Genomic DNA, 22,776 nt, shown 5'->3' with positions numbered 1-22,776 from the left:
GCGGGCGCTCCGCCGCCAGCCGACGCATCGTGGTCACCGTCCGTTGCCAGCGTCATCGCCGTTACTCCCGCACCGCGAGACATTGTGCGATCTGCGCGGCATCGACGCGCGCCAGATCGTCCTGATACTTGAGCAGCACACCCAAGGTGTTCTGCACCGATTGCGGGTCGAGTTCCGTCACCGACAGCGCTTCCAACGCGCGGCACCAGTCGATCGTTTCGGCGATGCCGGGTGCCTTGAACAGATCCATACCGCGCAGCCGATGCACGAAATCGACGGCACGCCGTTGCAATTCCGCCGACGTTTGCGGCGCACGCGCGGCGACGATTTCCAGTTCACGATCGCGCTCGGGATAGCCGATCCACTGATACAGGCATCGACGCTTCAATGCGTCGTGTACTTCGCGCGTCCGGTTCGACGTCATCACGACGAGCGGCGGCTGCTCCGCGCGCACCGTGCCGTATTCGGGAATCGATACCTGGAAGTCCGAAAGCAGTTCCAGCAGAAAGGCTTCGAACGGTTCGTCGGCACGGTCGATTTCGTCGATCAGTAGAACGCGGCGCGCGCCCGGATGATTTTCGTCGGGCATCAGCGCTTGCAGCAGCGGACGCTTCAGCAGAAATTCGCTGCGATACAGCGTGTCGTTGCCCGGCCGTTCGCCGGCGGCTTCGGCCAGACGCAGCGCCATGATCTGGCGCGGATAGTCCCATTCGTAGAGCGCGCTGGCGGTGTCGAGTCCTTCGTAGCATTGCAGCCGCAGCATCGAGGTGCCGAGCATCCCCGCCGCGGCTTTGGCGAGTTCGGTCTTGCCGACACCCGGCTCGCCTTCGACGAACAACGGCCGCTCCATGCGCAGTGCGAGATACAACGCGGTCGCGAGTTCGCGGCTGGCGAAGTAGTCCTGGGCTGCGAGTTGCGCGAGGGTGTCGTCGATTGAAGCAGGCTGCATGGTGTTCCTGAATCTGCACGATGAAACGGGTTACGCGCGGGGCAGCGCGGCCGCGGCGCGGCGGCGACGGACTGCGCGGGCCGGGAACGCGGCTGACGTGCCATGCCGGGGCACGTCACGTCAGCCGCCAACCGCAGGGATCGCTAACCGTTCGCCTTCGTCACCGCTCGTGCGGTCAGCACCGGAATCAGATGCGCGCGATATTCAGCGCTCGCGTGCATGTCGGTGTTCAGGTCGGTGTCGGATACGGTCGCCGCTCGCGCAGCCTCGGGCGTGAAATTCGCCGATAGCGCGCTTTCCAGTTCCGGCGCGCGAAAAACCGAAGCCGCCGCGCCCGTCACCGCGACGCGCACGCCGCTCGCGAACTTCGCGACGAACACGCCGACCAGCGCAAAGTGCGAAGCCGGATTCTCGAATTTCACGTACGCCGCGCGTTCGGGCACCGGAAACTCGACGGCCACGATCAACTCGTCGGGCGCCAACGCGGTCTCATACATGCCGACGAAGAAATCGCTCGACGAAATCCGTCGCCGATCGGTGACGATGGTCGCGTCGAGCGCCATCGCCGCGGCCGGATAGCAGGCAGCTGGATCGTTGTTCGCGAGCGAGCCGCCGATGGTGCCGAGCGCGCGCACCTGGCGATCGCCGATGTGCCCGGCGAGGTCTGCAAGCGCCGGCAGCACACGCCGAAGTTGGGCGTGATCAGCGACGTCCGCGTGACAGACGGCGGCGCCGACTGTCACCTTGCCGGCATCGACGGCGATCGATTTAAGCGCCGGAATCCGCGTCACGTCGATCAGTTGCGAGGGCTGCGCGAGACGCAGGCGCATGGTCGGCAGCAGGCTTTGCCCGCCGGCAAGAAACTTCGCTTCGCTGTCGGCGGCGATGGCTGCGGCGGCCGCTTGCGGATCCGTCGCGCGTTGATACTCGAATGAATACATGTCGAATGCTCCGCTCAGGATCTCAGTGGGGTTGCTTGGCCGCGTGGATCGCGGACCACACGCGATGCGGCGTCGCCGGCATTTGCAGGTCGGTCACGCCGAGCGGCGCGAGCGCGTCGAGGATCGCGTTGATGACCGCCGGTGGCGAACCGATCGCACCCGCCTCGCCGCAGCCTTTCACGCCGAGCGGGTTGTGCGTGCACGGTGTGCCCTTCACGGTTTCGACGGTGAAGTTCGGCAGATCGGACGCATGCGGCATCGCGTAGTCCATGTAGGAGCCGGACAACAACTGGCCGCTCTCGTTGTCGTACACGCAGCGCTCCAGCATGGCCTGCCCGATGCCCTGAGCGAGCCCGCCGTGCACCTGGCCTTCGACGATCATTGGATTGATCACGTTGCCGAAATCGTCGACCGCGGTGAACTGCTGGATGCGGCACACGCCCGTCTCCGGATCGACCTCGATTTCGCAGACGTACGAGCCCGAGGGATACGTGAAGTTGCTCGGATCGTAGAACGCGGACTCATCGAGACCCGGTTCGAGCACGTCGAGCGGATAGTTGTGCGGCACGTAAGCGGCGAGCGAGATGTCGGCGAATGCTTTGGTGCGATCGGTGCCTACGACGCGGAACACGCCGTCCTTGAACTCGATGTCTTCCGCTGCGGCCTCGAGCAGATGCGCGGCGATTTTCTTCGCCTTGGTTTCGATCTTGTCGAGCGCCTTCATGATCGCCGAGCCGCCGACCGCGATCGAGCGCGAGCCGTACGTGCCCATGCCGAACGGAATGCGGCCAGTGTCGCCGTGAACGACCTCCACGCTTTCCAGCGCAATGCCAAGCCGGTCCGCGACGACCTGCGCGAAGGTCGTCTCATGCCCCTGGCCGTGGCTGTGGGAGCCGGTGAACACGGTGACCGAACCCGTCGGATGCACGCGAATCTGGCCGACTTCGAAGAGCCCGGCTCGTGCGCCCAATGCTCCGGCGATGTTCGACGGCGCCAAACCACAGGCTTCGATGTAGCAGGAGTAGCCGAGGCCGCGCAGCTTGCCGTTCTTTTCGGATTCCTGCCTGCGCGCGGCGAACCCTTTTACGTCGGCGAGTTCGAGCGCACGGTCAAGCGTGGCGTCGTAATCGCCGGTATCGTAGGTGAGGCCGACCGGCGTCGCGTACGGAAACGCGCGGATGAAATTGCGGCGGCGGATTTCGGCGGGATCGAGATTCATCTCACGTGCTGCGGTTTCGACCAGACGCTCGACCACGTACGTCGCTTCCGGACGGCCTGCGCCACGATAGGCATCGACCGGTACGGTGTTGGTGAAGACCGCTTTTACTTCGGCGTAGATGGCGGGCGTCGCGTATTGGCCGGCGAGCAGCGTCGCATACAGGATGGTCGGCACGCTCGACGCGAAGGTGGATAGATACGCGCCCATGTTGGCGATCGTATGAATGCGCATCGCGAGGAACTTGCCGTCGGCGTCCATGGCCAGTTCGGCTTTGGTCACGTGATCGCGGCCGTGCGCGTCGGACACGAAAGCTTCCGAGCGCTCCGCTGTCCACTTGATCGGGCGGCGAATCTTCTTTGAAGCCCACGTCAGCGCGACATCTTCGGCGTACAGGAAAATCTTCGACCCGAAGCCGCCGCCGACATCCGGCGCGATGACGCGCAGTTTCGATTCTGGCAGCGACAGCACGAACGCGGCCATCAACAGGCGTTCCACGTGTGGATTCTGGTTCGCGACGTAGAGCGTGTAGCTGTCGTCCTGCACCGAGTAGCTCGCGTTGACCGCGCGCGGTTCGATTGCATTCGGGATCAGGCGATTGTTGACGATGTCGAGCGTGGTGACGTGCGCGGCTTTGGCGAAGGCGGCGTCGGTCGCGGCTTTGTCGCCGTGGCCCCAGTTGTAGCAGACGTTGTCCGGCACCTCGTCGTGCACCGCGGCTTGGCCCGGATCGGCCGCGTGCGCGGTGTCGACCACGGCCGGCAGCACGTCGTAATCGATTTCGATCAGTTCGGCCGCGTCTTTTGCGGCCTTGACCGAGCCGGCGATGACGAGCGCGACCTGATCGCCGACGTGGCGCGCTTTCGTGTGCGCGATGATCGGATGGGGCGGCTCGTTCATCGGCTTGCCGTCGGTGCTGTGGATCAGCCAGCCGCACGGCAGTCCGCCGACGTTGTCCGCGGCCATGTCCGCGCCGGTGAAGATCGCGACGACGCCGGGCGATTTTTTCGCAGCGGTGGTGTCGATGCTTTTGATCCTTGCGTGCGCGTACGGCGAGCGCAGGAACACCGCGTAGGTTTGCTGCGGCAGGACGATGTCGTCGGTGTACTGACCGTTGCCGGTGAGGAAACGATAGTCTTCCTTACGTTCGACGGAAGCGCCGATGAGGTGGGTGTCGGGTGCGTTCATCGTCGGCTCCTCAGGCGGTGGCTGGCGCAGTGGCCGCGGCGCTGGCCGTGCTGGCGGACTTCATGCCTTCGGCGCCTTCGAGCACGGCTTTGACGATGTTGTGATAGCCCGTACAGCGGCAGAGATTGCCGTCGAGCTGGGCGCGCACGTCGTCGCCGGTGAGATTGGGTTGGCGCTCGACGAGCGAGACCGCGCTCATCACCATGCCAGGCGTACAGAAACCGCACTGCAGGCCGTGGCAGTGTTTGAAGGCGGCTTGCATCGGGTGGAGGGCGCCGTCTTTGGCGAGTCCTTCGATGGTGGTGATGTCGGCGCCTTCGGCCTGGACTGCGAGGATGTTGCAGGATTTGATTGCGCGGCCGTTCAGGTGGACCGTGCATGCGCCGCACTGGGCGGTGTCGCAGCCGATGTGCGTTCCCGTGAGGCGAAGTTGATCGCGCAGGAACTGGACAAGCAGGGTGTTAGGGTCGATTGAGGCGCTGATGGGCGCGCCGTTCACCGTCAGACTGATGCTGATCGCCATGAAGTTGTCTCCTTATGGGGTGAAACCGGACCTTTGTTTTTCCTGCCTTCAGCTGCCTGTTCGTGGGGTCCGATGAGGGGGCTGCGGGTTTGGCGCTTTTGCGGTGCTTTTTTATGGGGCTGCCGAAAAGTAAAGCACAAATTGCGTGGGCGCGCTATTGGGTTGTCTGCCTGCTCGGCGGTTGTTTGGCTTGTTTGCCTGTGCGGCGGTTGGTTTTTTGTAGGCCTACGGCGTTGGGCTTGGGTTGATTTGTTTGCCTGCGTGGCGCTTTGTCTATTTGCCTGCGGCGTTGGCCTTTCCTTGAATTGATATTGGTTTATTAGCGTCGCCCCTGTGCGGGGCAGGCACTTACTTCTCTTTGCCGCCGCAAAGAGAAGTAAGCAAGAGAAAGCGGCTCAAACCGCCAATGCTAAGCGGGGGCCGTGGTTCGCACAGGGTAGTGGTGCATATGGAATCAGTGTTCTCGCACATTCAGCGTTAGTGACAAGGGCGTCATACTTCCAGCGGCGCTGCGCGCGCCGAAGAGTACTTCACAAAACCACCCCCTACGTTTTGACGCTCATGCCTCGCCAACGGGGCGTGGCCCGTCATCGCTCCGCCATCACCACCCCGATTCCGATTGGAACGGCAATGGCAAGGGCAATGGCAACGGCAACGGCAACGGCAACGGCAACGGCAACGGCAACGGCAACGGCAACGGCAACGGCAACGGCAACGGCAACGGCAACGGCAACGGCAATGGCAACGGCAACGGCAACGGCAATGGCAATGGCAACGGCAACGGCAACGGCAACGGCAACGGCAACGGCAATGGCAATGGCAATGGCAATGGCAATGGCAACGGCAACGGCAACGGCAACGGCAACGACAGGGGCAACGGCAGGGGCAACGGCAGGGGCGGTGATTCAGCACACCGACATATCATTTGAAGTGGGGGTTCCCGGGTGAGTGCAGAGGCGCGTCGCCGAGGCGAAGCCGATGGTCCGTACGGACGTCAACCGAAGCCTGTGGTTTCCCATGCAGGCCCGTCCGCGACGCACTTAGTGCGGAGTGGGAGCTGATGACTCCTTTGTCACTAACGCTGAATGTGCGAGAACACTGATTCCAGATGCGCCACTACCCTGTGCAAACCACGGCCCCCACTTAGCATTGGCGGTTTGAGCCGCTTTCTCTTGCTTACTTCTCTTTGCGGCGGCAAAGAGAAGTAAGTGCTGCCCCGCACAGGGGCGACGCTAATACACCAATATCAATTCAAGGAAAGGCACCAAAGCCAGAAGAACAGACAAAAAGCGCCGAGCAGGCAAAAAAACCAGAACCTTTATTTCGCCAACTTGGAATGCCGCCGCGAATAGCCAAAATAAATAACCATCCCAATGAGCAACCAGACAACAAACGCCACCCAGGTGACAGCCTGAAGATTAACCATCAAAAACAGACAAGAGGCGACCGCCAACACCGGCACCACCGGCACACCAGGGCACCGAAACGCCCGCGGCAACTCAGGATGCGTCTTGCGCAAAACCAGAACCGCAATCGACACCATCGAAAACGCGGCCAACGTGCCGATATTGATCAGCTCAGCCAGCACATTCAACGGCACCAGCGCGCCAATCAGCCCGAAGAAAATCCCCACGAGCCACGTCGTAAAGAACGGCGTAGCAAACTTCGGATGCACACGAGAAAGCCGGGCAGGCAACAAACCATCCCGCGACATCGCGAAGATCACGCGCGTCTGGCCATAAGCCATCACCAGAATCACCGTCAGCATGCCCAGCACAGCGCCAAGGTCGATAAAACCCGCGACCCACTTCTGACCCGCTACCTGCAACGCATATGACACCGGATGCGAAATGTTCGCGAACTGCGCCGACGGCACGATACCGGTGACCACAGCCGCCACAGCAACGTACAGCACCGCGCACACGCCCAGCGATGCAATGATCCCAATCGGTAGATCGCGCTTCGGATTCTTCACTTCTTCCGCAGCGGAAGACACCGAATCGAAGCCGATGAACGCAAAGAACATCACCGCCGCCGCGCCAAACACGCCGTTCCAGCCGTTCGGCATGAACGGATGCCAGTTCGCCGGCGTCACGTGGAAGACGCCCACGCCGATCACCAGCAGCACCACGACCACCTTGATCGCCACCATGATGTTGTTGATCCGCGCGGATTCACGCACGCCAAGCGACAACAGCGCCGTGATCGCCATCATCACGAGGAAAGCGGGCAGGTTGAACCATGTCTCGTGACCCGGCAAGGCGCCCGGCGCCGCCGTCAGCGCAACCGGCAGGCTGACGCCGAAGCCCGACAGCAGCGATTGCAGATAGCCCGACCAGCCGACCGACACCGCTGACGTCGCCAGCCCATATTCGAGCATCAAGTCCCAGCCGATGATCCACGCGGCCAGTTCGCCAAGCGTCGCGTACGAATACGTGTAAATGGATCCGGCAACCGGAATCGTCGACGCGAACTCGGCATAGGCGAGCGCGGCGAACCCGCAGGCAATCGCCGCGATCAGGAACGACACCATCAGCGCCGGGCCCGCCTGGACGGCGCCCGTGCCGGTTAGCACGAAAATGCCGGTGCCGATAATGGCGCCGACGCCGAGGAAAGTCAGATCGAGCGCGCCGAGCGCTTTCTTCAAGCCGGCGTTCTGGGCGCTCGCAGCGATCATGTGCTCGACGCTCTTCTTGCGGAACAGGGACATTGGCGGTGGGTCTCCAGTGGTGCACGCATCTTGCGCGCCGAATGTCGGGGAAACCCGCGATTTTAACGGATGCGCGCTTCCGCACCATTTTGGGACGGTGTTTGCCGGCCGTGCAGCGATCGCAGACCGATGTCAGCCGGCCATCGCTGGATTCAGATCGACGAGACGGTTGCTCATTACATAGAAGGTCAGCTCGGCGTTATTGCGCAGCTTCATTTTCTCGAGTAGCCGGGTGCGATACACGCTGACCGTCTTCACCGATAGAGATAGCGCCATGGCGATGTCCGTCAGCCGCTTGCCGGACGCGAGCATGCACAGCGTCTGGTATTCGCGGTCCGAGAGCTTTTCGTGCGGCAATTGTTCGCCGTCGAAGGAGACATAGTCCGCCAGCGCTTCGGCCATGGCCGGGCTGACATATTTGCGGCCCGCCGCGACCTGCTGGATTGCGGCGATCATCTGCGCGGCGTCGACCGTCTTCGACAGGTAGCCGGCAGCGCCCGCCTTCAGCGCGCGCACGGCGTACTGGTCCTCACGGTACATCGAGAACATCAGCACGGGCACGCGCGGCGCTTTGCGCTTCAAGCGCTTGAGCACTTCGACACCGTTCATGTCGGGCAGCGAAATGTCGAGCAGCACCACGTCGTAGCTGTGTTGGGCGACGGCGTCGAGCGCTTCCGCGCCGCATTGCGCCTCGGTGACTTCACGCGCCACGCCGCGGTCGAGCAGCAACTGACGGACGCCCTGGCGAACCACCGCGTGGTCGTCGGCGAGCAGGATGCGCAGGCTCATGATGGCGCGCTCACGATTGCAGCGCGCGACGCTCGGCGCCCGGTGCGCTCGCCAGCATCGCATCCCATGCAAAGCGGGCTTGCACGAGCGTGCCGCGCGCTGCGTCGCCGCTGTCGCCGCAGCATGCGCCGAGCCGCCGGGCGCTGACCTGCAAGGTGCCGTCGAACGCAGCGCAGCGCGCCTGCATGCCGCTTAGGCCGAAATGGCCGCGACGGCTGCGGGCGTTGCGCGTCACGCCGATGCCGTCGTCGCTGACGATCAACGTCAGGTGGTGGCGGCCGGTTTCGATCCGCACATCGGCGGATTCGGCGCGCGCGTGCTTGGCAATATTGTTCAGCGCTTCCTGCGCGACCCGGAACACGGCTAGCGCCGCGTCGGCGGGCAGGCGGGTGAGCCGCACGTCGGCGGCGCAGACGAAACTCGTGCGCAGGTTCGTGCGGGCGGCGAACTCGCGGGTCCATTGCGCCAGCGCCCCCGCGATCCCCGCCTCGAGCGATGGCGCATGCAGTTCCGCGACGACCTGGCGGCTGGCGGCGCACACGGCGTCGAGCGAACGATTCGCCACGGCGAGCGCGGCGGCGCATTGCGGCGGCGCATCGGCGGGCAGCCAGGTTTCGATGCCGGCAAGGGCATACCGCGTCGCGGTCAGCTCGGCGCCCACGCCGTCGTGCAGCTCGCGCGCCACATGGCGGCAGGCAGCTTCCTGCGCCTGAACGAGTTCCGCCGACAGTTCGCGCACGCGGGCGCGCAGCAGCGCGAGTTCGCGCTCAGCAGCGGATTGCTGCGCAGCGTGTGCAAGTGAAGGCAGAGTGTGGGAGCTAAACGGGACGACGGTCGACGTATCCATGACTTTCCCTCTCAGGAAGCAAGGTGGACGGCGAAGCGGGTGCGCATCGGCGGCGCGAAGACAAAAGAACGCATGCGACTCTCTGGCCTCCAGTGATGTCCTTGACGCGTTGTGCGCGACGGACACATTGCTACGGTACGACGTAACGAAATTTACATTCAGTAACATACCGGTCGTGCCATGACATGCATGCTAAACGACCGTTCGTGCGCCGCGATGATATCTCAAAAAAAGAATGAGTGCAGGCACACCAAGGGTTAGCGCGGGAATTTGATGCAACGGGTGACGTTTTACAACGCCGCTGTTGTAGGAAGAACGCTGACGCCAAATGTCAGCACGATGGCGGCAATCTGTAACTGAGCAACAAAAAAGGAGCCCGAAGGCTCCTTTCTGCTGATGATGCGGCGTGAGCCGCTCAATCTGGGTGTCCGCTTAACCCACGAACGCCTTTTCGACCACGTAGTGACCTGGTGCGTTGTTGCTGCCTTCCTGGAAGCCCAGGTCGTCGAGCAGCTTGCGCGTGTCGCGCAGCATGTGCGGGCTGCCGCACAGCATCACGCGGTCGTTTTCGAGCGAAAAGCCCGGCACGCCGAGGTCGGCGAACAGCTTTTCGGTTTCGATCAGTTCGGTGATGCGGCCGCGGTTCTGGAACGCTTCGCGCGTGACTGTCGGGTAGTACAGCAGCTTTTCCTGCACCAGCTCGCCCAGATGCTCGTGTGCCGGCAGGTGATCCGTGATGTATTCCTTGTACGCCAGCTCGTCGACGAAACGGCAGGTGTGCGTCAGGACCACGCGCTCGTAGCGGTCGTAAATGTCCGGATCCTTGATGATCGACATGAACGGTGCGAGACCCGTGCCGGTGGACAGCAGCCACAGGGTCTTGCCCGGCAGCAGGTTGTCGGCCATCAGCGTGCCGACCGGCTTCTTGCCGATCAGGACTTCGTCGCCGACCTTCAAATGCTGCAAGCGCGACGTGAGCGGGCCGTCCTGCACCTTGATGCTCAGGAATTCGAGGTGCTCTTCGTAGTTCGCACTCGCAAGGCTGTAGGCACGGATCAGCGGCTTGCCGTCGACTTCGAGGCCCACCATCGTGAACTGGCCATTTTCGAAACGGAACGACGGATCGCGCGTGCAAGTGAAGCTGAAAAGCGTATCGGTCCAGTGATGGACGCTCAGGACGGTTTGTGAATTCAGGTTGCTCATGGCTTCTTGGATAGTGCGAAAACAAAGGCGGCCAGTCGTTTTAGCCGGCCGGCACGGCAAGGGCGATGCTGCGCTAACCCGAGGTCGGGAATCACGCGCAATCCGCTATTTTACCGCGCCCGCTGCCCGAGGGCTGCCGCGCGGCGGTTGAGCGTGGTGAAGCGGGTTACCGGACCTGGAAGCGCCGGTGCCGGTTATCGATACGATCGGCGCCGCGAAGTACGTTGGCGTGGTTGCTGCCGCGCTTCAGCAAGGGTACGGCGATGGGCGAAAACCGCGCAGCGCGGCTGCCATCGGCTGTCCGGCATGCGCCGGATAGGCGCGCCGCGCGGGCAACATTTTCAGGATGATACCGAAACCTGCCGTGCACCGCAGCATTGACCCTGCTGATAAAACTGGCAAAGGCAGAGGGAATCCGCGCGAAAGCGGGGAATATTGGGCCGCTCGGGCGAGTTGCGTGCCGTCCCTTCAACCTGGCTCACTCCACCCGCAACCGCGCCATATACGGCAAGTGATCCGACAGCCACGCGGTTTCCTGCGTCGGCTGGATCCATTCGACCGGCTTCATTCCGCGCACGAACATCTTGTCGAGCGCCAGCGCAGGGGAGAAGGCCGGGAACGTGCGGGCGGATTCGCCGAGCAGCGTGGCCACTTCCTGCAGACCGTGTTCGGCGAAGAGTGGCACGGAGTCGTTGCGCCAGTCGTTGAAATCGCCGGCCAGCACCAGCGGGCCCTCCGGCGCTTCTTTCGCGATCCAGTGCGCGATCCAGTTCATCTGCCGCAAGCGCGCCGAACGCGTGAGCGCGAGATGCGCGCACAGCAGCGTGACTGAATGACCGCTGAAGGTCGCCCGCGCCACTAGCAGCCCGCGCTTTTCGAAGCGATGCGCGGAGATATCCCAGCGCCCGCCGAGATCGAGCGGATGCGGCGACAATATCGCATTGCCATGCCGCCACGACGGCTTGAACACGTTCGGCCCAAGCGCGATTTCGAGTTCGGCCGCGCGTGCGATCTCGGTGGCCTGGCAATGCCAGACATCGCTCAACGGATCGGCGAGCGGCGAGCCAAAACTACTTGCCAGGATTGGCGAGGGCATGCGCCGCGCCATCGCTTCCTGCAAAAAATAGGCGTCCGCATGGGTCGACTGAACCCAGCGCTGCATGGCCTGCCAGGCCTGAAAGCCGAGCGGCGTGCGGCCCTTATGAAGATTCCAGCTTACCGCAATGAAATCCTTGGACGCGACGCTCTCGCGGATCAATTCTTCGGGGTTTCGCATGCCGCGTTGTCCACGTGTTCTGTTGGGGCTTCGGTTATTCGCTTGAGTTTGCTTTGAACTGCGCCGGGTTGCCTTAGCTCGGGCTGTTCGCAAGGCTCGCACGCACGCGATAGACAAGGTTCGGATCCTTGTCGACGATCGTCCAGCTCGTCCACTGGCCGGCCGGCACTTTCAGGCCGGGATGGCTCGCATTCACCTGACGCGGTTGCGGCGGCAGTTTGCAGCCGGTATCGGTTTGCTTCGAAGTGTCTTCCTCAAGCGTTTCCTGGGCTTCGATCGACAGCGTGACCGCCTTCGTGTCCGCCTGCAGCGGCGAGACCGTCAACGTGCGCGCCAGATCGATGCTGCCGCCGGGCTGGTCTTTACAGCCGACGTTATGCTGCACCACCTTGTGATGCGTGTCCGTACGCGCCTGGCCGACCGTGGTGGTGCCATCGAATGAATCGATCTGCTGGCCGTCGCGCATGACCTGCAATTGCCATTGCACGACTTGCTGCGTTGACCCTTGTGCGTTCGCAAGCAGCGAGGTGCTGAACAGCGCAGCGGTCAGCACGGCGGCGATACGGGTTTTCCACATAAAAAAGAGTCTCCGGTCACTGCGTCCGGCAGAGTAGTCAGAGGGCCATCTTACGCCTGATGGGCTGAACGTTTTTCTGACACTTCAAACGGGACCGGGTTCGGCAACACACTATTTCAGGTGAGGTGGGAATGCCCCAGGGGGACTTCCTTCGGGGGGCGACGAAAACGGGCCGTTGTTAGCAGCAGAGCCGCACGACTGCTGGCTTGCGCACGAATATGTCCTCGTTACACTGGACTTGAAACGGCACCCGCCAGGTGCCGCAGTAGCGGGACCAGTCAGACGGGGTGAGTCATGACAACAGCAATGGTCAAACAGGAAATCGCCGTGGCGTCTTTCAGCCGGGTGTACGACCTCGATCAGGTCGAGACTGCGCTGAACGATCTCGGCGAAGGCGCGAACGAGGCGCTGCGCGCCACTTACGAAAAGATGCTGAAAACCGGCAATCTGCGCTTCTGCGTCAAGCCGAACCGGATGCCGTCGATCGACGATCTGATCGACGCGCTGCCCAACTTTTCAGCGCCACTCGACGATATCCGCAAGCAGGTTGCCCTGTGTCTCGAGACTGAAGACCGGCTCGAACTGATGCCGATCCTGCTGCTCGGCGACCCGGGCATCGGCAAGACCCACTTTGCCAAGCAGTTGGCGCGGCTGCTCGGCACCGCCTATCAATACGTGGCGATGAGTTCGCTGACGGCGGGGTGGATTCTGTCGGGCGCGTCGTCGCAGTGGAAGAATGCAAAGCCGGGCAAGGTGTTCGATGCGCTCGTGAACGGCAGCTACGCGAACCCCGTGATCGCGGTCGACGAAATCGACAAGGCCACCGGCGATTCGCAATACGATCCGCTCGGCGCGCTTTACGCGCTGCTCGAACACGACACGGCGCAGACCTTCATCGACGAATTCGCCGAGATTCCAATCAATGCCGGCCACGTGATCTGGATCGCGACGGCGAACGACGAGCGCTCGATCCCGGAGCCGATTCTGAACCGGATGAACGTGTACGAGATTCCGCCGCCGGATCATGACGGCGCACGCCGTATCGCTCAATCGATCTACGATGAGATTCGCTCGGCGCATAACTGGGGACTGCGCTTTCCCGAAACTATCGGCGACGCCGCGCTCGACGCGCTGAAGCTGGCATCGCCCCGTGAAATGCGGCGCGCGATTCTCAATGGCTTCGGTGCGGCGCGGATCGACGGGCGCGATTGGATCGATGCCCGTGACATCCGGCTGGATTACGGAAATCGCCGTAAACCGATCGGTTTTTGAGGCTTTTTGTCATTTTTTTGCCTGAAATCCATCTTCGGGCGACTTCTTTATGGCGACGAGACGGGTACCTATATTGAAAGTATGATGAATGCTTTGGCAATTGTTGCTAATTGTGAGGTGCGATTGCATGTCGCCGCACGGCACCGTATGGCGTCCCGCCCGCATGAAGAGTCGAGCGCGACGACCGTCGACGGCGTACACTAATCTTGTCTGGCCCATATGTTTTAGACAGGCTCAAGACAGAAATGCCCGCAGTCGTTCGACTGCGGGCATTTCTGTCTGTGCAGCGTCGTACAATTTTGCAAAGCGGTTGCGTAAGGCCAGGTGCGTTCGACAGCGAGCGGTGTGCGGTCCTCGATAGCCGTACGCTGTCTTCATGTATATCGGGTGAACGAGGCAGCGCGCGGCGAGGTCAGCCGCGTCAAGGGACATGGATCAAATCGAATGTGTAGTGATCGGCGCGGGCGTGATCGGGCTTGCGGTGGCGCGCGCACTGGCGGCGCGCGGGCGCGAGGTGATCGTGCTGGAAGCGGCCGAAGCGATCGGCGTGGGCACCAGCTCGCGCAATAGCGAAGTGATTCACGCGGGGATCTACTATCCGCGCGGCTCGCTGAAGGCGGCGCTCTGTGTGCTCGGCCGCGAGATGCTCTACGACTACTGCGTCGAGCACAACGTGCCGCATTCGCGCTGCGGCAAACTGCTGGTGGCCACCTCGCGCAATCAGATTCCTCAGCTCGAAAGCATCATGGCGAAGGGCCGTGAGAACGGCGTGCTCGACCTGATGCGGATCAACGGCGACCAGGCGCAAGCGCTCGAGCCCGCGCTCGAATGTGTGGAGGCCGTGTTCTCGCCGCAGACCGGCATCGTCGATAGTCACCAGTTGATGCTGGCGATTCAGGGCGACGCCGAGCGCGACGGCGCGGTGTGTGCGTTCCATGCGCCGGTCGAGGCGATCGAGGCGAGCAACGGCCGCTTCGTCATCAAGGTAGGCGGCAGCGCGCCGACCACGATCAGCGCCGCCTGCGTGATCAACAGCGCCGGTTTGTACGCGAACGCGCTGGCGCGCACGATTCGCGGCCTCGACGCGCGCCATGTGCCGCCGCTCTACCTCGCGCGCGGCAACTACTTCAGCATCTCGGGGCGCGCGCCGTTCAGCAGGTTGATCTATCCGATGCCGAACGAAGCCGGCCTCGGCGTGCATCTGACGATCGATCTCGGCGGCCAGGCGCGCTTCGGTCCCGACGTCGAATGGGTCGATGCGATCAATTACGACGTCGATCCGCATCGCGCGGAGTCTTTCTACGCGGCGATTCGCGCGTACTGGCCCGCGCTTCCCGACGATGCCTTGCAGCCCGCTTATGCAGGGATTCGTCCGAAGCTTTCCGGCCCGGGCGAGCCCGCCGCCGACTTCGTGATTCAAGGTCCAGCCGCCCATGGCGTGCGCGGGCTCGTCAATCTGTTCGGTATCGAGTCGCCGGGATTGACGGCCTCGCTGGCGATTGCGCAGCGCGTCTGCGAATTGAGCGGGCGCGCCTGATCGTCGCACCCCGGGTTTTCACCCGGGTTCTCGCGCCACGCGATCAACCGGCGTGCCGCGCTCGATATTCGAGCGCGGCGTCGTACCAATTCGCTTATCTCTATCATTTGAGCCGTCACGCGCGACGGCTTCGTTGCTATCCTTGGGGACCGCTGTCATCAGAACGGCGATCAGTTCAATATAAATGGAGTGAGTCCCCATGAAATCTTCCCGTCGTACGTTTTTGATCACCAGCATTGGTGTGGCATCCACTTTCGCGCTGTCGCGCCAGGCTTTCGCCGACGCACCGAAGGTTGCCGAAACCGATCCGACCGCACAAGCGCTCGGCTACAAGGCTGATGCGAGCAAGGTCGACAAGGCCAAGTTCGCGAAGTATGTAGCAGGCCAGGACTGCGGCAACTGCAGCTTCTACCAAGGCAAGCCGACCGACGCGTACGCCGGCTGCCCGATGTTCGCGGGCAAGCAGGTCGCGAGCACGGGTTGGTGCAGCGCATATAACAAGAAGGCCTGATTTCGTTCACGCCGCGCACACGCTCAGTGGCGCGGTAAATGCGCTGCAACATGCCGGCGCCGGACTGCGGTCCGATCATCGAGGCGTCTGCCGCCCTGCGCGACAGACGCCTTTTTGCTGCTTGAAAACAGCTTGCGCGCTCTTTACACTCCATGCGATTGCTGCGGGCGGCATTGTTTTTTCTCGCTCGCGCCAAGACGCCCTAAAGCACGCTGAAGCACATCTGCGTTGAGACGCCTTACTACGCGACACCTTTCGCAGGCTGGAGATTCGAATGGCACCAGCGTCAAGGAGCCTCCACACACGCGCTGTTGTGGCGGCTGTGATCGGCAATGCGCTCGAATGGTACGACTTCACCGTGTTCGGTTTCCTCACGGTGGTGATCGCACAATTGTTCTTTCCGGCAGGCAACGACTATGCGTCGATGCTGCTGACCACCGCGACCTTCGGCGTTGCATTTGTCATGCGGCCGGTCGGCGGAATCGTCCTTGGACTTTACGCGGATCGCGCGGGACGCAAGGCGGCGCTGTCGCTCGTCATCGCGCTGATGACGCTCGGCATTCTGCTGCTGGCGATCGCCCCGCCGTATTCGGCGATCGGCATCGGCGCGCCTTTGATGATCGTGCTTGGACGTTTGCTGCAGGGTTTTTCCGCTGGCGGTGAATTCGGCAGTTCGACGGCTTTGCTGATCGAAGCGGCGCCGTTCTCGAAGCGCGGCCTCTACGGCAGCTGGCAGATGGCGAGCCAGGCGGCGGCGCTTCTGCTCGGTGCTGTGGTTGGCGCGTTGATCACGCATGGCCTCTCGCCGGAGGCGCTGAAGTCCTGGGGTTGGCGCGTACCGTTCATTCTCGGGTTGATCATCGGGCCGATCGGCTTTTATATCCGCCGGCATCTCTCCGATTCGGAAGCCTTTCTGCATGCGCAAAAAACGGCGCGGCGCGCGACACTCGGCGAAGTGTTCAGGAGCCATAGCCGCGACGTGCTGTGTGGACTCGGCGCGGTGATCGCGCTCACCGTGACGATCTACGTACTGATCAGCTATCTGCCGACCTTTGCGGTCAAGCAACTGAAGCTGCCCTATGCGCAATCCTTTTACGCGGTGATCGTCGGCAATCTGCTGTTGACCGTGCTCTCGCCGCTGACGGGCGCATGGTCGGACAGGATCGGACGCAAGGGGCTTTCGCTGTGGTCGCTGGTCCTGACGCTCGTGATCATCTACCCGCTGTTCGCGTGGCTCGCGGCGGAGCCGAGCGTGTCGAAACTGATTCTCGTGCAGGCGCTCCTGTCGATTACGCTGTCCGGATACTACGGACCGTTCGGCGCGTTGATCGCCGAACTGTTTCCGGCGAACGTGCGCTCGATTGGTTTATCGCTCGCGTACAACGTCGCGGTGATGCTGTTCGGCGGCTTCGGGCCTTTCGCCGTGACGTGGCTCATCAACACCACAGGTTCGCCGCTCGCGCCGACTTATTACGTGATGGGTGGACTGGCGTTGTCGATCGTCGCGGTGGCGTGCATCCCCGGCAAGCGCCATGCGGATCTCGATGCGCGGCGCAAACCGGCTTGAGTGTCCAGTGGACGCCGCTGTTCGAGTTGATTCGTCTGTTGTCGCCCGAGTTGTTGCCCGAGTTCTTGCCTGAGTGGGCGCTTAAGCAGGCGCCCGAGTCGATACGCTGGACGCCCCCGCGTCTAGCTGCGTGCCTGTATCAACGGTGGCCGCTTGTCGAACCACGGCCGCGCCGCCTCGAGCTGCGCGGCCAGTCGCAACAGCGTTGCTTCACCGCCGTTACGCGTGGCGAACTGCACGCCGATAGGCAGCCCGCGTGCGTTCCAGTAAAGCGGCACCGACATCGCCGGTTGTCCAGTCAGATTGAACAACTCCGTGCACCCCGCCCAGGCGAACGCCTTGTTCGATGCTTCGGTCAGCACCTTCTTCATCAGGGTTTCGAGCGGCATCGCCGTGACGGCGCGCATCTGCATGCGCTCCGCGGAGGAGGGATGCATTTCGCCGATCTTGATCGGTGCGCCGGCGAGCGTCGCGCACAGGAGCACGTCGTAGCGGCTCAGTAAATCGGCGAGGCGTTCAGTGATGCGGCGCTGTTCTTCCAGTGCGCCGGGCAGGCCGCGCTCGCCGAGTTTGCGGCCGACGTGCGCCATGGTCCACGTCGAGATTTCAAATTCGTCGCGCAGCGGTTTGCGGCCGGTGATGCGGTCCGCGTTGAGCACCATTTCTTCCGCCGTCACCGACCAGAGCATCAGGAACGCATGGCGGACTGCCGCGAAATCGATCCCGAGCGACACCGGTTCGATGTTATGGCCCAGCGAACTGGCGAGTTGCGCGGCGTCTTCGAGGGCGGCGCGCGAGTCGGCGGAGAGCGAGAGTGCCAGCATCGGATCGGTGACGTAGGCAATGTTCAGCGGCTTGCATGGCTCGCGGCTTGCGCCAAGGAAAGTGCCCGGCGCGCCGAGCGGCCGGTCCGCGTTGCCCGCCAGCAGATCGAGCAGCAGGGCGCTGTCGCGCACGCTGCGCGATACCGCGTGATCGACGCCGAGCTCACCGGCCGCAGCGGTCGGCGTTGCGAGCGGCACGCGTCCGCGGGAAGGCTTGAGGCCGAACAGTCCGCAACATGATGCGGGAATGCGGATGGAGCCGCCGCCATCCGCCGCATGCGCAAGCGGCACGATGCCCGCGGCGACCGCCGCGGCCGCACCGCCGCTTGAACCGCCAGGCGTGTGATCGAGACTCCACGGATTGCGGCACGCGCCGAACAATTCGGGCTCGGTATAAGGCATCTGCCCGAGTTCGGAGGTGTTGGTCTTCGCGAAGATATTGAGGCCGGCCGCTTTCGCAAGCGCGACGACCGGCGCGTCCTCAGCTGGAATGAAATGGCGATAGTGACGGCTGCCCATCGACATGCGCAACCCGGCGACCGCTGCGCCCAGATCCTTGATCAGATAGGGCACGCCCGCGAGCGCCGCTTGCGCGCTTCCACCATCCGCATGGTTCGCGCCATTTGCCCTCGTCGCATCATCGCGCGAGGCGCGCTGACGCGCGGCGTCGTAGTCCTTCAGGACGACCGCATTGATCGCGGGATTGACGGCCTCGGTGCGGCAGATCGCGATGTCCAGCAACTCGCGCGCGCTTGCTTCGCGGCGTCGAACCAGATCGGCGAGGCCGATGGCGTCATGGGCGAGATAGTCTGATTGCACGACGGACGGGGCCTCTCTATCGGATGTTGGACTCTGCATGTTGCATCGGCGCCGATGAGCGGCTGCGCTGGACGTCCCGTCGCCCCGATTCATGGAAGCACAATGCAGAGGAGGGCGCGAGCATTACGCGCCGTCTTTGAGAGCGTAACCGAGTTACAGGCGTTCGCCGAGGAAAGTCAGTGTGCGGCCATGCGCCAGCGCGGCAGCACGCTGGTTATAAGACGCGCGGTCCGAGCAGTTGAAGCCGTGATCGGCGTTCGGATAAATGTTGAATTCCGCGTCGGTGCGGCCGGCGAAGCGTTCCTGAATCTGGCCGACAGCCGACAGCGGGATATGCGCGTCGAGTTCGCCGTAGTGGAATTGCATCGGCACTTTGATCTTCGCGGCCTGATCGAGCTTGTTCTGGATGCCGCCGCCGTAGTACGCAACCGCGCCGTCGAGCGAGCCTTGCGCGGCTGCCAGATACGCGAGCTGACCGCCGAAGCAAAAGCCGATCGCGGCAACCTTGCCGGTCACTTCCGGCATCGCGCGCAACGCCGCGGCGGCTGCACCGATGTCGGCCACCGCCTGATCGACGTTGGTCTTCTGCATCAACTCGATGCCTTTCTCGCGATCCGCGCCGTCATACGTCAATTCGACGCGCGGCTGCACGCGCCAGAACACGTCCGGTGCGAGCGCGACGTAGCCGTCCTGCGCGTACTGATCCGCGACCGAGCGGATATGGCTGTTCACGCCGAAGATTTCCTGAATGATGATGACGGCCGGTCCCTTGCCGCCTTTGGGCAGCGCCAGATAGCCGCCGAAACTGTCGTTGCCGGCGGGAATGTCGATCCAGCGGGAAGTCGTGCTCATGTTGCTCTCCATTTACCAGTGCGTTGATGCGCGGGGTCGGTCCGAATGAATGCCCGCGGCCTGAATGCCTGAGGCGGGCGGTCAGTTTGCCATCAAAAGAAACGCCTTGCAGCGAGGCCGCGTGCGGCCTGACGAGGCCCGCAGCGCGGCGCGTATGTCGTAAGACGATTGAAACATTCTCGATCATTCATTTCTTCGCGCGCAGCCGCCTCGATAAAGTCCAGCGACCTGGCTCAGCGATGCTGCGAGCGTATTGCCATGCGCGCGGCATACGCAATCCGTTGATGCCGTGTTAGAGCGAGTCGGCGCATCAGGCCGCGCCTTATCCGCTGCAAAACGCATTGACTCGGGCGGCACGGATCGCCGCGCTCGAACGTTGATTCAGCATGGCTCATGCGCGCTTCGCAACAACCTGCGGCGCGCCTTGTTTTTAAGCACAAAGCCGATTCGAAATATTAACGGTTTAACATGCTAAAAGCTTTAGGCCGCGCCGTTAGACGAAAGGCTCACCTAGCGGAAACCCGCATGGGCTGGTGCTTTCCAGCCCGTCTTTTTAGCCGGAATCGGCTCCTGTTGGATAAACGCTATTGGTGTTCATCCCACTTCCTCAAAAAAGTCCCACAATTTAATTTGATGGCCTACACTTGCGCGCAAGTACGGTTTGCCGTCTGCCACAAACAGTCTGGTGAACGTGCTGGCCAAGTGCATGAACGATGCAACCGGCGTGGTCGTCCACGGGACTGAGCGACACGTGTAGGGAAGCGGGGGCACAGGGCGATTACGTTGTTTTTGGGACCGAAACTGGAGACTTATATGAACATCAAGATTCAAAAGCTGTTGCCGATCAGCGCTGCGGCCATGTTGTTTGCGTCGTTGGCAACGGGCGCGGTGGCGGACGAGGTCGTCAAGATCGGCCACGTTGCACCGTTGACCGGCGGTATCGCTCACCTGGGTAAAGACAACGAAAACGGCGCGCGCCTGGCAGTTGAAGAAATCAACGCCAAGGGCCTGACGATCGGCGGTCAGAAAATCACGCTGCAACTCGATGCACAAGACGACGCAGCTGACCCGCGTACGGCTACGCAAGTCGCGCAGAAGCTGGTTGACGATAAGGTCGTCGCAGTGGTCGGCCACTTGAACTCGGGCACCTCGATCCCGGCTTCGAAGATCTATAGCGATGCTGGCATCGTGCAGATCTCGCCGTCGGCAACGAACCCGGCGTACACGCAACAAGGTTTCAAGACGACGTACCGCGTCGTGGCGACCGATGCGCAACAAGGTCCGGCACTGGCTAACTACGCAGCCAAGACCATGAAGATGAAGAGCGTCGCGATCGTCGATGACTCGACCGCTTACGGCCAGGGTCTGGCAAACGAATTCGAAAAGACCGCGAAATCGCTGGGCCTGAACGTGATGTCGCATGACGCGACGAACGACAAGGCCGTCGACTTCCGCGCGATTCTGACGAAGATCAAGGGCGAAAACCCGGACGCGATCATGTACGGCGGTATGGATGCAACCGGCGGCCCGTTCGCCAAGCAAGCCAAGCAACTCGGCCTGCGCGCGAAGGTGCTGGCTGGCGACGGCGTGTGTACCGACAAGCTGTCGGACCTGGCTGGCGACGCAACCGACAACATCGTCTGCTCGGAAGCCGGTATGGCGCTCGAGAAGATGGCTGGCGGTGCAGCGTTCCTCGCCAAGTATCAGAAGCGTTTCGGTCAGCCGATCCAGATCTACGCTCCGTTCACGTATGACGCTGTGTACATCATCGTCGACGCTATGAAGCGTGCTAACTCGACTGATCCGGCGAAGATCCTGGCCGCTATGCCGAGCACCGACTACAAGGGTGTGATCGGTGAAACCACGTTCGACTCGAAGGGCGACCTTCAGCACGGCGTGATCTCGCTGTACAACTACAAGGGCGGCAAGAAGACGCTGCTCGACGTAGTGAAGATGTAAAGGCCGCATGATCGAAGACAGCTTTGTTTGTCTTCGATCATGCAGTTAAAAGGCACGCGCGCCGCAAGGCTCGCGTGCCTTTTCTTTTGGGTATCTGCGTGAGAGGCTGACGGGTTTGAGAACATCGTTTGGGAGAATGCCTTGACCCCTGTGATCCGTTCGATCGATAACGGCTGGCGCCGCTGGATTGCCGAGAATCTGCTGCTCGACGCACCGCCGCCGGCCGTGCACGGTGCGCTGGTCGGACATGGTTTCGACCCGGACGAAGCCGCCCGCGAAATCGAGGCAGCGCTCGCGAGTCCTTATTTTGACGGCGCGGTGCGCTTGCGCAATCGTTTGCGCAAGCGCGAATGGATGTTGTCGGTGTACGGCACCCTCAATCGCATGCGTGCTGGAAGCGGTGTGATCGAAAGGCGCGAGCGTTTATCGCGTGGCGAGTTCTTCGAGCAGTACTACTTTCAGAACCGGCCGGTCGTCATCACCGGTGCTTTCGATTTCTGGCCGGCACGCACGCAGTGGAGTTTCGACTACTTTCGCGAGCGTTGCGGGGATTGCGAAGTCGAAGTGCAGTTCGGCCGCGAGTCGGATGCGAACTATGAGATCAATCAGCCGAAGCTCAAGCGCATGATGCGCTTTGCCGATTATGTCGATCTCGTCGAGCGCAGCGGTCCGACTAACGATTTCTATATGACCGCCAATAACACCTCGCACAATCGCGCGGCACTCGCGGCGTTATGGCCGGCTGTGCCAGCCATCGGCGAATATCTCGATGCCGGATCGCCCGATACCGGCTTTTTCTGGATGGGACCGGCTGGAACAAAGACGCCGTTTCACCATGATCTGACCAATAACTTCATGGCGCAGGTGATCGGCCGCAAACAGATCAAGCTGGTTCCGTTGTCCGATACGCCGCATATGGTGAACACGCTGCATTGCTTTTCGCAGGTGGACGGCAGTGCAATCGACTACGAGCGCTTCCCGTCGATGCGCAATGCGCATTTGATGGAATGCACGCTCGAACCCGGTGAATTGCTGTTCCTGCCGATCGGCTGGTGGCATTACGTGGAAGGACTCGATGCATCGGTGACGATGACGTTCACCAATTTTCTGCAACGTAACGACTTCTCGCGTGATTACGTGACGTATCACGAACTGTGAAAAAAACGGCGAGCCGGTTGACCCGGCTCGCCGCCCCCCTTCGACGCTTGTTTTGCCG

At 62.3% G+C, this 22,776-nt stretch carries 20 protein-coding genes; 6 read left to right on the top strand and 14 right to left on the bottom strand.

Annotated features, from left to right (window positions below; translation table 11 throughout):
* Nucleotides 1–61: 61 nt before the first annotated feature.
* The 11 genes from P3T22_RS16455 to P3T22_RS16405 form a co-directional block, all read right to left on the bottom strand.
* Nucleotides 62–949, bottom strand: a complete 888-nt coding sequence (locus P3T22_RS16455) for an AAA family ATPase (protein WP_429325485.1) — start codon at nt 947–949, stop codon at nt 62–64.
* A gap of 143 nt (nt 950–1,092) precedes the next feature.
* Complete coding sequence (locus P3T22_RS16450; protein WP_063494507.1) at nt 1,093–1,890, bottom strand: FAD binding domain-containing protein; 798 nt, start codon at nt 1,888–1,890, stop codon at nt 1,093–1,095.
* 22 nt (nt 1,891–1,912) lie between these two features.
* Nucleotides 1,913–4,294: a xanthine dehydrogenase family protein molybdopterin-binding subunit gene (locus tag P3T22_RS16445; RefSeq protein ID WP_429325484.1), complete on the bottom strand. Its 2,382-nt coding sequence runs from the start codon at nt 4,292–4,294 to the stop codon at nt 1,913–1,915.
* Between the two features lie 10 nt (nt 4,295–4,304).
* Nucleotides 4,305–4,817, bottom strand: a complete 513-nt coding sequence (locus P3T22_RS16440) for a (2Fe-2S)-binding protein (RefSeq protein ID WP_429325483.1) — start codon at nt 4,815–4,817, stop codon at nt 4,305–4,307.
* A 601-nt stretch (nt 4,818–5,418) separates the two neighbouring features.
* Entirely contained in the window at nt 5,419–5,706 is a 288-nt protein-coding gene (locus tag P3T22_RS16435; protein ID WP_429325482.1) for a hypothetical protein, read from the bottom strand.
* A gap of 429 nt (nt 5,707–6,135) precedes the next feature.
* The gene (locus P3T22_RS16430) at nt 6,136–7,527 is read right to left on the bottom strand and encodes an amino acid permease (protein WP_429325481.1); all 1,392 of its coding nucleotides are present in this window, start codon (nt 7,525–7,527) and stop codon (nt 6,136–6,138) included.
* A gap of 132 nt (nt 7,528–7,659) precedes the next feature.
* Nucleotides 7,660–8,316 carry a response regulator transcription factor RqpR gene (gene rqpR / locus P3T22_RS16425; protein ID WP_063494511.1) on the bottom strand — a complete coding sequence of 219 codons (657 nt, stop codon included), beginning with the start codon at nt 8,314–8,316 and terminating at the stop codon, nt 7,660–7,662.
* A 10-nt stretch (nt 8,317–8,326) separates the two neighbouring features.
* Nucleotides 8,327–9,163 (bottom strand): sensor histidine kinase, encoded by an 837-nt coding sequence (locus P3T22_RS16420; RefSeq protein ID WP_429325480.1) that lies wholly within the window; start codon nt 9,161–9,163, stop codon nt 8,327–8,329.
* A gap of 432 nt (nt 9,164–9,595) precedes the next feature.
* The gene (locus tag P3T22_RS16415; RefSeq protein ID WP_007179649.1) at nt 9,596–10,366 is read right to left on the bottom strand and encodes a ferredoxin--NADP reductase; all 771 of its coding nucleotides are present in this window, start codon (nt 10,364–10,366) and stop codon (nt 9,596–9,598) included.
* A 478-nt stretch (nt 10,367–10,844) separates the two neighbouring features.
* Nucleotides 10,845–11,642 (bottom strand): endonuclease/exonuclease/phosphatase family protein, encoded by a 798-nt coding sequence (locus tag P3T22_RS16410; RefSeq protein ID WP_429325479.1) that lies wholly within the window; start codon nt 11,640–11,642, stop codon nt 10,845–10,847.
* Between the two features lie 73 nt (nt 11,643–11,715).
* Nucleotides 11,716–12,219 carry a hypothetical protein gene (locus P3T22_RS16405; protein WP_429325478.1) on the bottom strand — a complete coding sequence of 168 codons (504 nt, stop codon included), beginning with the start codon at nt 12,217–12,219 and terminating at the stop codon, nt 11,716–11,718.
* 294 nt (nt 12,220–12,513) lie between these two features.
* On the opposite strand from P3T22_RS16405, the gene P3T22_RS16400 reads away from it, so the two are divergent.
* Both P3T22_RS16400 and P3T22_RS16395 read left to right on the top strand, forming a co-directional pair.
* A complete protein-coding gene (locus P3T22_RS16400; RefSeq protein WP_429325477.1) occupies nt 12,514–13,491 on the top strand; it encodes an AAA family ATPase in 978 nt (325 codons plus the stop codon).
* 430 nt (nt 13,492–13,921) lie between these two features.
* Nucleotides 13,922–15,028, top strand: coding sequence for an NAD(P)/FAD-dependent oxidoreductase (locus tag P3T22_RS16395; protein ID WP_063494516.1), 1,107 nt, complete (start codon nt 13,922–13,924; stop codon nt 15,026–15,028).
* Nucleotides 15,029–15,046: 18 nt separating this feature from the next.
* On the opposite strand, the gene P3T22_RS16390 is transcribed toward P3T22_RS16395, so the two are convergent.
* Nucleotides 15,047–15,265 (bottom strand): hypothetical protein, encoded by a 219-nt coding sequence (locus tag P3T22_RS16390; protein WP_429325520.1) that lies wholly within the window; start codon nt 15,263–15,265, stop codon nt 15,047–15,049.
* Between P3T22_RS16390 and P3T22_RS16385 the strand changes: the two genes are divergently transcribed.
* Both P3T22_RS16385 and P3T22_RS16380 read left to right on the top strand, forming a co-directional pair.
* Nucleotides 15,228–15,539 carry a high-potential iron-sulfur protein gene (locus tag P3T22_RS16385; protein WP_429325476.1) on the top strand — a complete coding sequence of 104 codons (312 nt, stop codon included), beginning with the start codon at nt 15,228–15,230 and terminating at the stop codon, nt 15,537–15,539. The genes P3T22_RS16390 and P3T22_RS16385 overlap by 38 nt on opposite strands.
* Before the next feature lie 274 nt (nt 15,540–15,813).
* Nucleotides 15,814–17,106 carry an MFS transporter gene (locus P3T22_RS16380; protein WP_429325475.1) on the top strand — a complete coding sequence of 431 codons (1,293 nt, stop codon included), beginning with the start codon at nt 15,814–15,816 and terminating at the stop codon, nt 17,104–17,106.
* 122 nt (nt 17,107–17,228) lie between these two features.
* Here the strand turns inward: P3T22_RS16380 and P3T22_RS16375 are convergent, their stop codons facing one another.
* Nucleotides 17,229–18,749, bottom strand: coding sequence for an amidase (locus tag P3T22_RS16375; RefSeq protein ID WP_181448393.1), 1,521 nt, complete (start codon nt 18,747–18,749; stop codon nt 17,229–17,231).
* Nucleotides 18,750–18,902: 153 nt separating this feature from the next.
* On the bottom strand, nt 18,903–19,601 hold the full coding sequence (locus P3T22_RS16370) for a dienelactone hydrolase family protein (RefSeq protein WP_063494521.1): 699 nt from the start codon (nt 19,599–19,601) through the stop codon (nt 18,903–18,905).
* Nucleotides 19,602–20,414: 813 nt separating this feature from the next.
* Between P3T22_RS16370 and P3T22_RS16365 the strand changes: the two genes are divergently transcribed.
* Nucleotides 20,415–21,560, top strand: a complete 1,146-nt coding sequence (locus P3T22_RS16365; RefSeq protein WP_063494522.1) for a branched-chain amino acid ABC transporter substrate-binding protein — start codon at nt 20,415–20,417, stop codon at nt 21,558–21,560.
* A gap of 141 nt (nt 21,561–21,701) precedes the next feature.
* The gene (locus P3T22_RS16360; RefSeq protein WP_429325474.1) at nt 21,702–22,718 is read left to right on the top strand and encodes a cupin-like domain-containing protein; all 1,017 of its coding nucleotides are present in this window, start codon (nt 21,702–21,704) and stop codon (nt 22,716–22,718) included.
* Nucleotides 22,719–22,776: the final 58 nt, after the last annotated feature.

This window comes from Paraburkholderia sp. GAS348, from assembly GCF_050434205.1.
Lineage (GTDB): Bacteria > Pseudomonadota > Gammaproteobacteria > Burkholderiales > Burkholderiaceae > Paraburkholderia.
Note: the sequence above shows the minus strand (reverse complement) of the source record. Positions and strands in the feature narration are given on the sequence as shown.